At 47.6% G+C, this 15354-nt stretch carries 14 protein-coding genes; 1 reads left to right on the top strand and 13 read right to left on the bottom strand.

Annotation, left to right across the window (positions count from 1 at the left end; translation table 11 throughout):
- Nucleotides 1–45: 45 nt before the first annotated feature.
- The 13 genes from nspC to WBV27_RS08310 all read right to left on the bottom strand — a co-directional run bounded on the left by nspC (nucleotide 46) and on the right by WBV27_RS08310 (nucleotide 14278).
- Nucleotides 46–1173 carry a carboxynorspermidine decarboxylase gene (gene nspC / locus WBV27_RS08250; RefSeq protein WP_424201096.1) on the bottom strand — a complete coding sequence of 376 codons (1128 nt, stop codon included), beginning with the start codon at nucleotides 1171–1173 and terminating at the stop codon, nucleotides 46–48.
- A 21-nt stretch (nucleotides 1174–1194) separates the two neighbouring features.
- Nucleotides 1195–2406, bottom strand: a complete 1212-nt coding sequence (locus WBV27_RS08255; RefSeq protein WP_108033690.1) for a saccharopine dehydrogenase family protein — start codon at nucleotides 2404–2406, stop codon at nucleotides 1195–1197.
- A gap of 252 nt (nucleotides 2407–2658) precedes the next feature.
- The gene (gene leuD / locus WBV27_RS08260) at nucleotides 2659–3246 is read right to left on the bottom strand and encodes a 3-isopropylmalate dehydratase small subunit (RefSeq protein WP_424201079.1); all 588 of its coding nucleotides are present in this window, start codon (nucleotides 3244–3246) and stop codon (nucleotides 2659–2661) included.
- Nucleotides 3233–4621 (bottom strand): 3-isopropylmalate dehydratase large subunit, encoded by a 1389-nt coding sequence (gene leuC, locus WBV27_RS08265; RefSeq protein WP_424201081.1) that lies wholly within the window; start codon nucleotides 4619–4621, stop codon nucleotides 3233–3235. The genes leuD and leuC overlap by 14 nt, the downstream gene beginning before the upstream one ends.
- Before the next feature lie 15 nt (nucleotides 4622–4636).
- Nucleotides 4637–5683, bottom strand: coding sequence for a 3-isopropylmalate dehydrogenase (leuB, locus tag WBV27_RS08270; protein WP_321380193.1), 1047 nt, complete (start codon nucleotides 5681–5683; stop codon nucleotides 4637–4639).
- Between the two features lie 18 nt (nucleotides 5684–5701).
- Nucleotides 5702–7258 carry a 2-isopropylmalate synthase gene (locus tag WBV27_RS08275; protein ID WP_424201083.1) on the bottom strand — a complete coding sequence of 519 codons (1557 nt, stop codon included), beginning with the start codon at nucleotides 7256–7258 and terminating at the stop codon, nucleotides 5702–5704.
- Nucleotides 7259–7913: 655 nt separating this feature from the next.
- Nucleotides 7914–8912, bottom strand: coding sequence for an ABC transporter substrate binding protein (locus tag WBV27_RS08280; protein ID WP_424201098.1), 999 nt, complete (start codon nucleotides 8910–8912; stop codon nucleotides 7914–7916).
- Nucleotides 8913–9361: 449 nt separating this feature from the next.
- A complete protein-coding gene (locus tag WBV27_RS08285) occupies nucleotides 9362–9937 on the bottom strand; it encodes an SOS response-associated peptidase (RefSeq protein WP_424201085.1) in 576 nt (191 codons plus the stop codon).
- Between the two features lie 102 nt (nucleotides 9938–10039).
- Entirely contained in the window at nucleotides 10040–10726 is a 687-nt protein-coding gene (locus WBV27_RS08290; RefSeq protein ID WP_424201087.1) for a DUF554 domain-containing protein, read from the bottom strand.
- A 202-nt stretch (nucleotides 10727–10928) separates the two neighbouring features.
- Entirely contained in the window at nucleotides 10929–11486 is a 558-nt protein-coding gene (locus tag WBV27_RS08295) for an NADPH-dependent FMN reductase (RefSeq protein WP_176974151.1), read from the bottom strand.
- A gap of 302 nt (nucleotides 11487–11788) precedes the next feature.
- Nucleotides 11789–12316 (bottom strand): biotin transporter BioY, encoded by a 528-nt coding sequence (locus tag WBV27_RS08300; RefSeq protein ID WP_424201090.1) that lies wholly within the window; start codon nucleotides 12314–12316, stop codon nucleotides 11789–11791.
- A 1-nt stretch (nucleotide 12317) separates the two neighbouring features.
- On the bottom strand, nucleotides 12318–13310 hold the full coding sequence (locus WBV27_RS08305) for a biotin--[acetyl-CoA-carboxylase] ligase (protein ID WP_424201092.1): 993 nt from the start codon (nucleotides 13308–13310) through the stop codon (nucleotides 12318–12320).
- Nucleotides 13311–13447: 137 nt separating this feature from the next.
- Nucleotides 13448–14278 carry an aminotransferase class IV gene (locus tag WBV27_RS08310; protein ID WP_424201094.1) on the bottom strand — a complete coding sequence of 277 codons (831 nt, stop codon included), beginning with the start codon at nucleotides 14276–14278 and terminating at the stop codon, nucleotides 13448–13450.
- 238 nt (nucleotides 14279–14516) lie between these two features.
- On the opposite strand from WBV27_RS08310, the gene WBV27_RS08315 reads away from it, so the two are divergent.
- On the top strand, nucleotides 14517–15047 hold the full coding sequence (locus tag WBV27_RS08315) for an HD domain-containing protein (RefSeq protein ID WP_424201100.1): 531 nt from the start codon (nucleotides 14517–14519) through the stop codon (nucleotides 15045–15047).
- Nucleotides 15048–15354 lie beyond the last annotated feature (307 nt).

Here is a 15354-nt window from a genome sequence, read left to right on the forward strand (position 1 = left end):
AGCAAAAAAGCTGTCTCATCAGAGACAGCTCCACTATTCAAAATTTTACAGTCGTGATTTGAAATCTTCGTATCCGAAGGTTTTGATGACCTTCGTGCCTTCTTTGACCGTATGGGCCGCGATGGCCGGCAGTTGGATGCCGTTGAATGTCGTGTTCTTGACCATGGAATAGATGGCCATGTCCGTGAAGATCAGACGATCGCCGGGCTGAAGCGGTTCATCGAAGGAATAATCCCCGATGACGTCGCCTGCCAAGCAAGTCTGTCCGCCCAAACGGTACGTATGGGCTTTTTCGTTCGCTTCACCTGAACCGATGATGAACGGACGGTAAGGCATTTCCAATACGTCAGGCATGTGGCAAGTCGCCGATGTATCCAAGATGGCCAGATTCATCTGGTTGTAGGTCGTCTCAAGTACGCTCGCAACAAGGAAGCCCGCATTCAAAGCAATCGCTTCGCCAGGCTCAAGATAGACTTGCACAGCATATTTCTCTTTGATGTAGTTGACGATTTTCACCAATTTGGCTATGTCGTAGCCTTCTTTGGTGATGTGGTGTCCGCCTCCGAAGTTCACCCATTTCATGCCATGCAGGTATTTCCCGAATTTCTCTTCGAATGCGACCAGTGTCGCTTCCAAGGCATCGGAACCCTGTTCGCAAAGGGTGTGGAAATGCAGACCGTCCAACAATTCAACTTGGCTTTCATCGAAATTGACAGCGGTCGTGCCCAAACGGGAAAACGGACTGGCTGGGTCATAGAGTGCATGGTCCTGAGTGGACAGCTCCGGATTGACGCGCAACCCGATTTCGATCGGTCGATCGCTGTTCTTAACCATTTCGGCGTACAACTTCACTTGGTTAGGGGAATTGAAGACGATGTGGTCCACTATCGGGAGCAACGCCTCCATTTCTTCCTTTTTGAAAGCCGGCGCAAAGACATGCGTTTCCTTGCCGAATTCCTCATGACCCAATTTTGCTTCGTGGACAGAGCTGGCGGTCGTGCCGTCCAGATACTCCGCGACCAAAGGGTAGAAATGATACATTGAAAAAGCTTTCTGGGCCAACAAAATCTTGCAGCCCGTCTGATCCTTGACCGATTTCAGGATTTCCAGATTGCGGCGCAATAAGGTTTCATCCACCACATAGCTGGGTGTCGGCAAGGCTTGAAAATCGATTGTAGTGTCCATCCGTACCTCCTAATCGACCAAGGTAGGATTGAAGTCCTCTTGCCAAGGCAAGCCGTAGACGTTCAATGCTTCCATGAATGGATCCGGATTGAATTCTTCGATGTTGTACACACCTGGTTTCTTCCATTGTCCGGTCAAGACCATAGCTGCCCCGATCATCGCAGGGACGCCGGTTGTGTAGGAAACGGCTTGCGAGCCGACTTCTTTGTAGCATGCTTCATGATCGCAGACGTTGTAGATGTAGTATGTCTTCTCTTTGCCGTCTTTGATGCCGGTGAAGATGTTCCCGATGTTCGTTTTTCCTTTTGTGCGTGGTCCCAATGAAGCAGGATCAGGCAATACGGCTTTCAGGAATTGCAGCGGCACGATTTGTTTGCCTTCGAATTCGATCGGCACGATAGAAGTCATACCGACATTCTCCAACACCTTCAAATGCGTCAGATAGCTTTCACCGAAAGTCATGAAGAAACGGATGCGTTTGATGCCTTTGATGTTCAAAGCCAAAGATTCGATTTCTTCGTGGTGCAGCAAGTACATATCTTTCTGACCTACCTGATCGAAGTTATACTCGCGCTTGATTTCCATCGGTTCCGTTTCGATCCACTCACCGTTTTCCCAATAGCTTCCGTTAGCGGTCACTTCGCGAATGTTGATTTCCGGATTGAAGTTGGTTGCGAATGGATAGCCATGGTCGCCGCCATTGCAGTCCAGGATATCGATTGTGTGGATTTCGTCGAAATGGTGTTTTTGGGCATATGCGGAGAATACGCTCGTTACGCCCGGGTCAAAGCCTGATCCCAACAACGCGGTGATGCCGGCTTTTTCGAAACGCTCGCGGTAATCCCATTGCCATTTGTATTCAAATTTAGCTGTATCTTCCGGTTCATAGTTCGCTGTGTCGACATAATCAGTTTTTGTTTCAAGACAGGCATCCATGATGGTCAAGTCTTGGTATGGCAAAGCCACATTAATCACGATATCCGGTTTGTATTCATTGATCAGCGCCACTAATTCAGGAACATTGTTCGCATCCACTTGGGCAGTCGTGATTTTGGAACGCCCAGCATAAATGCCGCTTTCGATCCGATCTTTGATTTCATCGCATTTTGACTTGGTACGACTGGCAATCATAAATTCTTCGAACACTTCTGAATTTTGGGCACATTTATGGCATACGACGTTGGAAACGCCACCGGCACCAATAATTAAAGCTCTACTCATCTTATTCATTCCTCCTGTAGGGAAAATTCATTCATCCATCCTGCGGGCCTTTTTCTGCAGAAATCCTCAAATAGGGGCTTTACGACAGACAAGATATTATAACATAAAGCAGTATAGGATAATGTTTTTTTAGCGACAACGACAACATATCGTCATATTTGACAGACCTTGGCGCAACTCCATCTTACAACACTTCAAAAAAACAAGCGAGAAATTCCCTCCAAATTGAAGGAAATTTCTCGCTTCTTTCATCTATGCGTAAATATTGTCCCATTTTGCTTCATACGCATCAATTTCATCTTTGTAGGCCATCGTTTCGGTGATGTCGTCGATGCCGTTTTCCAACTTATGCTTCCAAGTTGGATCGATGGCGAACGGATACTCGGCTGTGCTGGTTCTCACCACTTGATTCGGCAAATCGATTTGGATGGTTTCATCCGCTGGCACTTGCGCCAAAGCGTCACGTTGCTCTTGCGGCAACTCGATCAACAACAGACCGTTTTTCAAGGAATTCATATAGAAGATATCGCTGTAACTGCCGGCGATGATGACGCGGAAACGGTAATCCTTCAGTGCCCATGCGGCATGTTCACGGGAAGAGCCGCAGCCGAAGTTATCCCCGGTTACGAGGATCGTTGCTTCTTGGCGGTCGGCATCGTTCAAAGGGAACTCTGGATTCGGGTCGCCGTTTTTCAGGAAACGCCATTCATCAAAAACAAAAGCGCCAAAGCCCGTTTTTTCGATCCGTTTCAGGAACACTTTCGGGATGATTTGGTCGGTGTCGATGTTGTTGTTCATCAAGGCAACGGTTTTACCGTTATGTACTTTAATTGGCTCCATAAGTCACTGCTTCCTTTCTGATATCCACAAATTTACCGTTCACTGCTGCAGCGCCTGCCATAGCCGGGCTGACCAAGTGCGTCCGTGAACCCTTTCCTTGACGGCCTTCAAAGTTACGGTTGGAAGTCGAGGCACAGTGTACGCCTGCAGGCACTTTATCCGGATTCATCCCCAAACAAGCCGAGCAGCCTGGTTCGCGCCATTCAAATCCTGCATCGAGGAAGATTTTGTCCAAGCCCAATTCCGCGGCAGCATCACGGACTGTCCGGCTGCCCGGAACGACCATAGCCTGGATGTGAGCAGGCACTTTTCCGCCTTTTACGTACTTCGCTGCTTCGATCAGATCGGACAGACGCGCATTCGTACAGGAACCGATGAAGACAAAGCCCAATGGAATCTCTTCCGCGGTTTGGCCGGGTTGCAGATCCATGTAGTTATAAGCGCGCTCGTCATTCTTGTCCTGGATTTCAGGGAATTTCTCACCGAATTGCACGCCCATGCCTGGGTTTGTTCCCCATGTTACATAAGGTGCCAAGTCGGAAACATCGATAGCGACGTCAGTGTCATAGACAGCATCTGGATCGCTCTTCAGCGTCTCCCAATCGGCAATGGCTTTCTCCATGTTTTCCGGTGCGTAACGGCGGCCGCGCAGGTAATCATAGGTTGTCTGGTCGGGAGCCATCATGCCAATTTTGGCACCGAATTCGATGGACATATTGCAGATCGTCATCCGTTCCTCCATCGTCAAGGCTTCCACAGTATCCCCGTAGAATTCAATCGCATAGCCGCTCCCGAAGGCTGTCCCGTAGGTCGCAATCAGGTGCAGAATGATATCTTTCGCATAGACGCCCGCAGGCAATTTGCCGGTGATTTTGACGCCCATCGACTTCGGTTTCTTCTGCCAGATCGACTGCGTTGCAAAAACATGCTCCACTTCTGAGCTGCCGATACCGAATGCCATCGCTCCGAAAGCGCCATGTGTAGCCGTATGCGAATCTCCGCAGACGACAATCTTCCCTGGTTGGGTTGCACCCAATTCCGGTCCGACCATGTGCACAATCCCTTGGTTGGCTGTTCCGATGTCCATCAAGGGGATGTTGAATTCTGCGCAATTCTTCTGCAGCGCTTCGATCTGTTTCTTCGAAATCAGATCCTTGATGTTGAAGATATCTTCCGTCGGCACATTGTGGTCGACCGTTGCGATCGTTTTGTCAGGACGTCGGACTGGGCGGTTGGTTTCGCGCAAGCCATCGAAGCCTTGTGGTGAAGTGACTTCATGGATCAGGTGCAGATCCACATACAACAATTGTGGTTCACCTTCTGGTCCTGTAATAACGTGTCTGTCCCATAGTTTGTCAAAAAGCGTTCTGCTCATACTGTCTACTCCCCTTCACTTTTCCAAAATGGCTTTCACTTGTTCAGTAAATGCTGTCGTTGTCGTCGTTCCGCCCAGATCGGCCGTCAGGAAACCGGCATCCATCACCTCGGAGGCCGCTTTTTCAAGCGCATCCGCCTCTTCATGCAGCTGGAAGCTTTGGCGCAGCATCATGGCAACGGAGAGGATCATCGACATCGGATTCGCGATATTTTTCCCGGCGATGTCCGGTGCGGATCCATGGATCGGTTCATATAAGGATGGCCCGGACACCGCGTGGCTTCCGGAAGGCAGCATCCCCAGTGAGCCTGTGATGACGGATGCTTCGTCGCTCAGGATGTCCCCGAACATATTTTCAGTCACGATGACATCGAATGCCGTCGGATTTTGGATAATCTTCATTGAAGCCGCATCGACATACAAATGGTCTACAGTAACTTCAGGGTATTCCGTTGCGATTTCATTCACGGTTTTGCGCCACAGTTTGCTGCTGGCCAATACGTTCGCTTTATCGACGGAGGTCAGTTTTTTGCTGCGCGTCATCGCGATGTCAAAAGCTTGGCGGACGATCCGATCGATTTCGCTCTTCTTATAGAAGAGAGTATCTGTCGCTTCCTCATCATTCCAATGCTTCGGCTGCCCAAAGTACAGACCGCCTGTCAATTCGCGGACAACGATGAAGTCTGTGCCTTTAACGCGTTCCGTCTTCAACGGGGACAGGTGGGCGATGCTGTCGCTCACTGCGATCGGGCGGATGTTCGAGAAAAGTCCCAAAGTCTTACGCAATTGCAACAGTCCATCTTCCGGCGTTTTCTCAGCTTTTTCCCATTTCGGTCCGCCGATTGCGGCCAAAAGGATCGCATCAGCTTCGGAACAGCCTTTGATTGTTTGTGGTGGAATCGGATCGCCGGTTTCATCGATGCCGGCTCCTCCAAATGGGTAAACCGTCACGTTGAATTCATGTTGAAATTTTTTGCCGATTGTTTCCAGCAAAGTCAATCCACTTTCCATTATTTCTGGTCCAATGCCATCTCCGGGCAATGCTGCAATCGTATAATTCATCTTACTTTTTCCCCCTCATCAGAAATGTGCTGATACTTTTTCTATTGTCTGTTTATTTTTTGCTTTACCGCTGGCTTGGATATAAGCTTTCGCTGATGCCGTCAGGACGTCGAAGTCAATGCCTGTGCCGTTATAGCTCTTGCCGTCCTCATCCTCCACGACCACGTGCACTTCTGCTTGTGCATCTTTTCCGCTCGTGATGGCTTCGATATTGTATTCCTTCAAAATGATTTCTTGATCCAGGATGCGGTTGATGGTGTTGTAGATGGCTTCGATGCTTCCTGATCCGGTTGCTGAATCCTGCATCTTCGCGTCTTTATTGCGCTTGTCCTGGATGCCGACGATTGCTCCTTGGATGCCATCCTTGACAAACTGCACTTGCAGGCGTTTCAACTCATAGGCTGATTCGTCCTCGATCGATTTGCCGACCATCAGTGCATGGATGTCCTCTTCGGTCACGTTCTTCTTCTTGTCAGCGAGTTCTTTGAAGCGTGCGAACAATATTTTGATTTCTGCCGGATCGGTGATTTCATAACCCATTTGTGCAATCCGATCCACGAAGGCGTGACGGCCGGAAAGCTTGCCCAAAGGCAATGAATTATGCTCCACACCGACCAATTGCGGTGTGATGATTTCGTAGGTTTCCGGATTCTTCAGCACGCCATCCTGATGGATCCCGGACTCGTGTGCGTAGGCATTGCCACCGATGACGGCTTTGTTGCGCGGAATCGGCATGCCGGAAAGGCGGCTGACCAAATCGCTTGTGCGCTTCGTTTCCTTCAGAACGATACCGATTTCTTTTTGATAATAGTCTTTGCGGATGTGCAGAGCGACCGCAACTTCCTCCAGCGCCGTATTCCCTGCACGCTCACCGATTCCATTTATGGCTCCTTCAACGCGCAACGCGCCGTTTTCGATAGCGGCCAAAGCATTTGCTGTTGCCATACCCAAGTCATCGTGGCAATGGGAGGAGAAGATGACGTCATCGAATCTTGTGACGTTCTGTTTCAGATATTTGAACAGGTTACCGTACTCGGTCGGATTGGTATAGCCCACTGTATCAGGGATGTTTATTACCGTTGCGCCCTTTTCGATGGCCAAATTGACGACTTCAACCAGGAAATTCCAATCGCTCCGTGTTGCATCCTCAGGAGAGAATTGGACTTTCTCGAATTTTGATTTGGCGTATGCCACATGGTGTCCGATCGAGGCCAAAACTTCTTCCTTAGTCATTTTCAGTTTGTATTCCATATGAATGGGGCTGGTCGCCATAAATATATGGATTTGCGGATCGACTGCATCCCTCAAAGCATTGTAGGCAGCATCGATGTCTTTTTCGTTGCACCGCGCAAGTCCTGCTACCGTCATGTTTTTGACAGCTCCGGCAATCGCTTTTACCGCTTCAAAGTCTCCCTCTGAAGAAATCGGGAAGCCTGCCTCAATAACATCGATCCCCCATTTTTCCATTTGCAAGGCAATCTGTACTTTCTCTTTCGTGTTGAAGTTCACACCAGGTGTCTGTTCCCCATCACGCAGGGTCGTATCAAAAAATTGAATGTACTGTTTTTCGGTCATGGTCTTTTCCTCCGGTTCATTTTTCGTTTTTTGGTTTTGGGTTTAATTAAAAATAAATAAGAGTAAATTTCGAAAAAAAATGCATCCACAAATAATGGATGCATTTCGAAGGTCAATAAATAATCGCTTCAGCCCCATTATTTGTCAATGCCAAGCAGGGCTCAAACGACTGATATTCCAGTGTCCAAGCCCTGCTATAATAATAAGCCGTTAAAAGAAGGGGTTGTCCCCATGATTACGTTAGCTGATACGTTTGCATCTTCCATGACGATCCCCTCCTCTTTTTTTGTAGCCTTCTAATTTTTCGTTAAGTTTTATTATCGTATTCTCATTTTATGCAAAGCGGCTTCTTTTGTCAACCCCTTTTGCTATTTCCTTACAAAATCATGTGACGGTGTGCGGAACCGGAGGAGTGTGGTGGACTGTGGTGGATGATTATGGTCCCCAACTCCGATTAGGCCCCTTTCATCGGATTTCACCGGTAACTTTCGGCTTTTCCTCCGGCGAAGCTTCGCTCATCGGAGGAGGCAACTCTAAATGTTAGTCCAACTCCGGCGAGGCCTCCGTCCCCGGAGCAGAGCGAAATAATCTCGGGCAGCACACAAAAAAAGAGGTTGCCGCACTAAGTGGGGCAACCTCTTTTTTAATGGATAACTTATTCCGGTAATTTGATGCTGTCTGGATCGATTCCCAGCGCTTCAGCCATCTCTTCATTTATGACCAATTGAAGCGTCTCAGGGAATTGGACAGGCAATTCGGAAGGAAGCTTGCCTTCTTCCAGAATCTGCAAAGCCATTTCGCCAGTTTGACGGCCTAATTCCTTGAAGTCGATTCCGTAAGTCGCAAGACCGCCAGCTTCAACCATTTCTGTTGCGCCAGGAATGACCGGGATTTTGGCTTCCATAGCGATTTGGCCGACTGTAGCCATCGTGCTGGATAAGGTGTTGTCCGTTGGGATGTAGATCGCATCGACTTTTTGGACCAATGACTCCATCACTTGTTGGACGTCATTGGTAGAGGTAACGGTCATGATTTCGACATTCACGCCTGCCGCTTCCAACAAGGCTTTCGCTTGATCGCTCTGTACAATGGAATTCATTTCGCTGGAGTTGAAGATGATGCCGACTGTTTCCGCACTAGGTACAATCGACAGCAACAATTCAATCTGTTTGTCCATAGGTGCTTGATCGCTTGTTCCGGTGATGTTTGCACCCGGCTCCTCTGCACTTGCCACAAGTCCGGCATCGATCGGATCGGTTACAGCAGTGAACAGGACGGCATTTTCTTTTTCAGCGTTCGCTATTGCTTGTGAGGCTGGTGTCGAGATCGATAAAATGAGATCATTGTTGCCGGCTAAACGCTCAGCCATACTTTGCAGGTTGGCTTGGTCACCCTGAGCATTTTGGTAATCCACAATCAGATTGTCGCCTTCAACATAACCGGCTTCCTCCAAAACTTCCAAGAAACCTGTGCGTGCTGCCGATAAGGATTCATGCTCAAGGATCTGCAGGATTCCGATGCGCACAGCATCCGCTGATACTGTTGAGCTTGCTGCCGAAGAATCCGTCGCTTCTTCTGTACCGCCGGCGCATGCCCCGAGCAGCAAAGCAGAAGTCAGTGCCAATGTTGTCGCTACTTTCTTTTTCCAATCCATTCCAATCATTTCATTTCCCCCTATTTTTTGATTTTGTGCGAGAACTGCTTAGGCAATCAATCGTTTGTATGTTACTAGAACGCAAAAACCCATTCAGATAGATTATCCAAATGGGCTTTTGCTAAGGTAAGTTTATGGAAACTCAACAGCCCAAATAGATTTTTCATCTATTGGGCTCGTCACATCACGCAAAAATGCTTCAGCCTTCATAGATACAAACAAATTTTTTGTTCATTGTTTGCATCCATGTCAGGCATGTCTACAAACAGCATCTAAAGTAGCTAAAGTCAAAGCTAAGAATGTGATTGCGTTCTGTTGATTGCGTTTGCATAAATTCTCCTCGCACGTCATTTATTTGTTGCTTTCAGTTTATAAGAATTAAATAAGGATGTCAACGATAAAATTAAATTTAGATGAGTGTATTCTCATTTTTATGGAGTGGCGATTGATCAGTGGATCAGCAGGCGATGCTCTGTTGATTTCAGCAACTTCCAAACCAGTTTCGGATCGGCTTTCTGATCCAGATAAAAGGCTTCATCTTCAGGTTCCAGTATCACAGGCATGCGATCGTGGATAGCACGCATCTGGTCGTTGGCGGCAGTCGTGATGATGGAAAAAACTGTAAAAGGTTTGCCGTTTTCATCCTGATACGTCTTGAGGATGCCGGCCATCGAAAAAATCGGGATATCCGCTACGGCAACTTTTCGTTTCAGCTTTTCTTCGCCGACTTTCTCCCATTCGAAAAATGCAGTCGCCGGCACCAGACAACGCGCTGTCCGGAAAGGCTGGCTGAACGTCGGCTTTTCGAGTATTGTCTCTGCTCGGGCATTGATCAAAGGACGCTTAGCGAAAGGCTCAACAAATCCCCATTTGTGGTGAACAAGCTCGTTGCCCGGCACTATCAGCGGTGTGCTGTTGGTCGGAAATATTTCCGCGCGCTCTTCGACATCCTCTTTCATTTCCCCCAACAGGTATCTTTCCCACAGTTCCCTTTTTGTCGCTTCCAGCGCATAACGTCCGCACATAGTACCGTCTCCTCTCCGTTTGGCTTTCCTTGATACCGATTATAAGGGAGACAGAAGCGTTATACAAAAAAGACGTCCGCTGAGGAACGTCTTTTTCATTATTCACATAAATAATCCGAAAAGGATCGGGAAAAAGACTGCGGGCGCATAATTCATGATTTTCAGATCCGTCAGCTTCAACATGTTGAGTGCCAGGCCGACAATCAAAAGAGAGCCCACGCAGGTCATTTCATTGATCACAGAATCAGTCAGAAGCGGCGCAAGGACATTGGCGAAAAGCGAAATGCCGCCTTCATAAATGAGGATCAGGCCGGCTGAAAGCAGCACGCCGATGCCCAGGCTGGATGCCATTACGATGGACGCGATGCCGTCGATCAGCGACTTCGCGAAAAGCGTATCATGGTTTCCGGTCAGACCGCTCTGCAGTGCACCGACGATTGCCATCGCGCCCACACAGAACAACAGACTTGCCGTCACAAAACCTTTTGAAACCGAAACCCCTTCATTAGGTGAAGCAACCATCTTCTCGATTGTGTCCCCGAGCTGATTGATTTTTTTATCCAACTGGAGTCCATCGCCGACCAAAGTGCCAGCAACCATCGACAGAATGGTAATCAAAATATTTTCGCCTTTCAACATGCCACTGACACCAATATATAATACGCACAGCGCCAAAGCGTTCATCACCGCGTTGGCTAACCTATCCGATAAACCTTTCTTCAATACCAGACCGATGCTGCCTCCCAAAACGATGGCAGCGCTATTGACCAAACTTCCCAATAAAACCACTTTATCTCCTCCGATTACTTTTTTCGTATATGCTGATCACTTGATTCGAATGCTTGCTTGCAAGCTCAGTACGCTTCAGTATAGACGCTCGCTTTCAGAAAATCAATGGACGAAAGGTGAAGGAAGCATTTCTCCGAGAATGCGAATAGACCGCCATGTGCGCATGGCGGCCTCCCCTCATCATTCATGTTCTTCTATACTGTTAACGTATTGTTTTCAATGCTCCGGACCATTTGATCAATTCGTTGAACATCGCTGTCGCATTGCCTGCATGATAATCGTTCGGCACAAAATTGCTCATGTTCTCGAAATCAGTCATCAATGAGAAGTTCACTGTTGTGTGCACTGTTGCTACGCTCAATTCGCCTAGGATGACGCGCATGTTTTCGTGTGCGCGGGCCCCGCCCAAGCTTCCGTATCCTACAAATCCGGCTGCTTTATCGGCAACTTCAGGCTTCAGGAAATCCAACGCATTCTTCAAAGCGCCACCGACTGCATGGTTGTATTCAGGTGTCACAAACACGTATCCGTCGAATGAAGCCATTTTTTCTGACCAAGCTTGGATCGCTGCGCCAGCTGCTGCTTGACGGTCTTCCGGCAATTTAGCGCCCAACAAAGGCAAGTCATAGTTTGCTAAAGCTACGATTTCGTATTCGATGCCGCCGTCATTGCGTTTTTCGGCAAATTCATGGATCCATTCTGATACAGCTGCTGAGTTTCTTCCTTCACGTACGCTTCCTGAGATAATTCCGATTTTCATAGTTGTTTTCCCCTTTTCGTCTGTTGTTATTTTTGTATTTTTATTTCCGAATAAAGCATTACTAATTCGAGATATTATAGATGTGTGTTCCAATTTTTTTCCTCCATGCACTTGTTTTTCAATGAAGGGCTCACCTTCATCTCCCTTACATTTCGTAAGCTTGATATTATTATGCCACATCCCGGAATTTATTTCAAGTTATATATTCACGAATTCGAGATATTTTTCAAAAAAAGCATCCAACCCGTCAGAATGCGGTTTTGGATGCTTTTTAAAACATTTATTTTTTTCAAAATCTGAAATCAGTGCTGGAAAACGCGCGCGCGACCTTTTAAACGGTCAGCCACAACGATGGCCAACAGGGCTTTGGCGATGTCCCCGGGAATGAACAAAATCATCCCCATTTGGAAAATTTCGGCCAAACCGAATTGATTGCCCATGACACCATTCAAGATTGCAGCCATGTAAGGCAGTCCGATTGCGTACATCACGATTGTGCCAGCGACAGCAGCAATCCCGTAATTCAAGAAGCTGCCTTCTTTTTTGTGGACAAGATAGGAAATCAACGTTGCGGCTGCGACAAAGCCAAAAACAAAGCCGAAGCTAGGCGACAATAAGGATTGGAAACCTCCAAGCAATAATTTCAGCAACAGATGCAATGATTGCGCGAAGAATGCAGCTTTCGGACGCAGGAAGAAGCCGGTCAGCAGCACCATAAGTGTCTGCAAAGTGATCGGAACGGGGCCAACGGGGATGCTCAGGAAGCCGCTGACGAATGTCAAAGCCGCGAATATGCTGATTTGGGTCAAATCTCTTGTTGATAATTTCATGTTATTTTCCTTCTCTCTTTTTGATTTTGATGCTGATTTCGCCATAGGTCAGGGTTTTCGTTTCCCCATTTGGCAATGCTACAACTAGTCCGCCATCGTCGTCGATTGCGATCGCTTTGGCTTCAATTGTTTCGCTTCCTTGCGGGAAAGTGACTTGTTCACCCAAGACGAAGCAACGTTTGCGGTACTCGTCCAGGTAGGAACGGGATGCCAAATCCGGGTAAAGGACATAAAAACGGTTGAGTATTTCAGCAGCCATTTGGTTCCTTGTCACCACGGCATTTTTTGAATCGAACAGCGTGCCGGCGATCGACTGGATTTCATCAGGAAAATCCGTTTCAGGCGCCCGGAAGTTCAGGCCGATCCCTAAAATGATCGTTCCGATCGTCCGCGATTCCATATCCATGATCCCTTCCGTCAGGATGCCGCAGACTTTCCTGCCATCCAGAAAGATATCATTCACCCATTTGATTTGGGGTTCTTTTCCTGTCAATGTTTCGATTGCCTGGCAGACGGCCACAGCGGCAGCAGTCGTGATCAAAGTGGCGTTATCCAGATCAGCAACCGGCTTCAAAACCAAACTCATGTACAGGCCCGATTCGCTCGGTGAGTGGAAAACTCTACCCAAGCGCCCTCTGCCCTTTGTCTGTTCTTCCGATAAGATCACGCCTTCGAAAGTCGGATCTTCATTGACGATCCGTTTGGCCTCCAAGTTGGTCGAATCGATTGTTTTGTGCGCAATGATCCGGTGATCTTTCAGCGCTTCCGATAGCATAGGCACGATGGCAGCCTCCGACAGCAAGTCGGTTTCTATGGATAACTGATACCCTTTATTCGTCGTTGCTTCTATTTGATAGCCCTCTTTTTTCAGGCCATTGATTGCTTTCCACACGGATGTTCTGGATACTTCCAATTTATCAGCCAAATCTTGGCCGGAAATACTTTCGCCTTTATGCTGCTCCAGAAATTGCAGCACTTTCTCCTTTGTTGACATCCTTTGCCTCCACTCTCTTCTTTAGAAGATTAAAAAACCACCACTTGAACCGAAGTGATGGTCTCAATGCTGTATTCAGTTTAACTGCTGGTCCGCCCCTTGTCAACCCGTAACACACAATGGGTAACAATGTTTTTTTACTGTTTCTTTTCTTCTTTATATGCTCTGACCATTTCGGCATAATCCGCCATGATCGTCTGCACAATCGGATTATTCATCGTCGGAATCGCAACAGCTCCGATTTTCGATATCGGCAGTACATTATTGCCGGTTCCAGAAACGAAGGCTCCTTCAGCATCCTTGACCCACTCGACCGGGATGGCCGTCTCGTTGATCGGAATCTGTCTTTTTCCACAGATTTCGAACACTTTCTTGCGGACGATTCCCAGGAGTACCGCTTTTGCAGGGGGCGTGTACAATTCTTTCCCTTTCACAAAAAAGACATTCGTGCGGCTGCCTTCCGTGATTTCCTCATTCCCATCCACCAGCAACAATTCGTAGACCCCTTTATCAGCCCGTTCCTGCAGGACTGCTTTCTGGTAATCCGACCGGACAAGCTTGATGTTCGGATCCAGCCGTTCGATACGGAACAGGCTCGTCGCGATTCCCTCTTCATAATAGCTTTTTGGCGGGTAGATGCTCTGGGTGAAAAAGATCCACAACACACTCTCGCCTTTTGACGTTTCCCCAAGGATGAACTTAAGGTTCTGATTCCCCACCTGATTGGCGGCTATCAGGCGATAGACGCGGTCCTCAATGGATTCCGCCGTAGCTGGCAGCGGCAGATCCAGATAAGCAGCAGACCGAAAAAAACGATCCAGATGATCCTCCAGAAATATTGCAACTCCATCCTCGACACGGATGACTTCGTATACCGTCCGGCCTTCAAATTCCGGATAGCTTTCGCCGTCAGTATTTTTTACTAGTTCATCGTTCAATAAGTAATAAGGTCCTTCCACTTTTTCCATATTCGACGCCCCTTCCCGTTCTTATATTCCCTATTCTACTCCGGAATCCCGAAAAGTACATGCCAATCCGTAAAACAGCGGATGTGACAGCCAAATGACAAACTATTTAAAAATTAGTAAAAGTGAAGAAAAACACAACGAGTCCCTTCCTTTTTTTCTGCTGTGGGTGTATAGTATGGGCATCATGAAATATACGAACAAAACTACTTACATAAAGGATGATAGAATTAGCATGCAGATGCCACAATCCCATTGGAAAAATGATGTTGAATATGTCGCTTTGGTCGAAGATCTCATCTATCACGAAGAATTATTGCACATGGAGACCATTACCCATCACCACTTCACCAATCGTTTGGAGCATTCGATCCGCGTATCCTATAAGAGTTATCAGCTTGCCAAAAAATGGAATCTGGATGCCCGTTCCACAGCACGTGCCGGCCTTTTGCACGACTTCTTCCACGAAGATCGTGATGCTGTCGCCCAGTTGAATATCGGTGCCCATGCAGATGCCCATCCGAAAATAGCTTGCGAAAATGCTTGCCGCATCACTGAAATCAGCTCTTTAGAGCGCGATATCATCCTCAAGCATATGTTCCTGGTGAGCCGTTGCGGTCTGCCACGTTACAAAGAAAGCTTTGTCGTAACCTACGTGGACAAATATGTCGCGATCAGAGAGGTCGTCGAACCGATCAAAGAAATCGCAGGATCGCGTATTCGCAATCTGGTTTCCAAATTGAGTCCGGTAAACCTGAACATCAACATTTAAGTCTAAATTTAATGAAGAATTGACTGTCTCAGAAGAGGCGGTCTTTTTTTTATGTATTCGCCTGGTTGTCCGATTCTTCGGTGTTATCGGACAACCTCCGGCTCTCCCGCATGCTGCTTGTCCGATTCTCCCGCGATATCGGACAAGCTCCGGCATTATCCGACGATCCAAACAAACAAAAAAAGCTGAACCCGCGACGGGTCAATGTCATTAACTTAAGGGTATTGACAAATAAGAGACAGTGGAAATGGGAGAGAAATTCTCCTGTTTCCACTGTCTCTTTCTTTTCTGACAATCGAAAGCACGA

This window comes from Trichococcus sp. (genome assembly GCF_049589555.1).
GTDB lineage: Bacteria > Bacillota > Bacilli > Lactobacillales > Aerococcaceae > Trichococcus.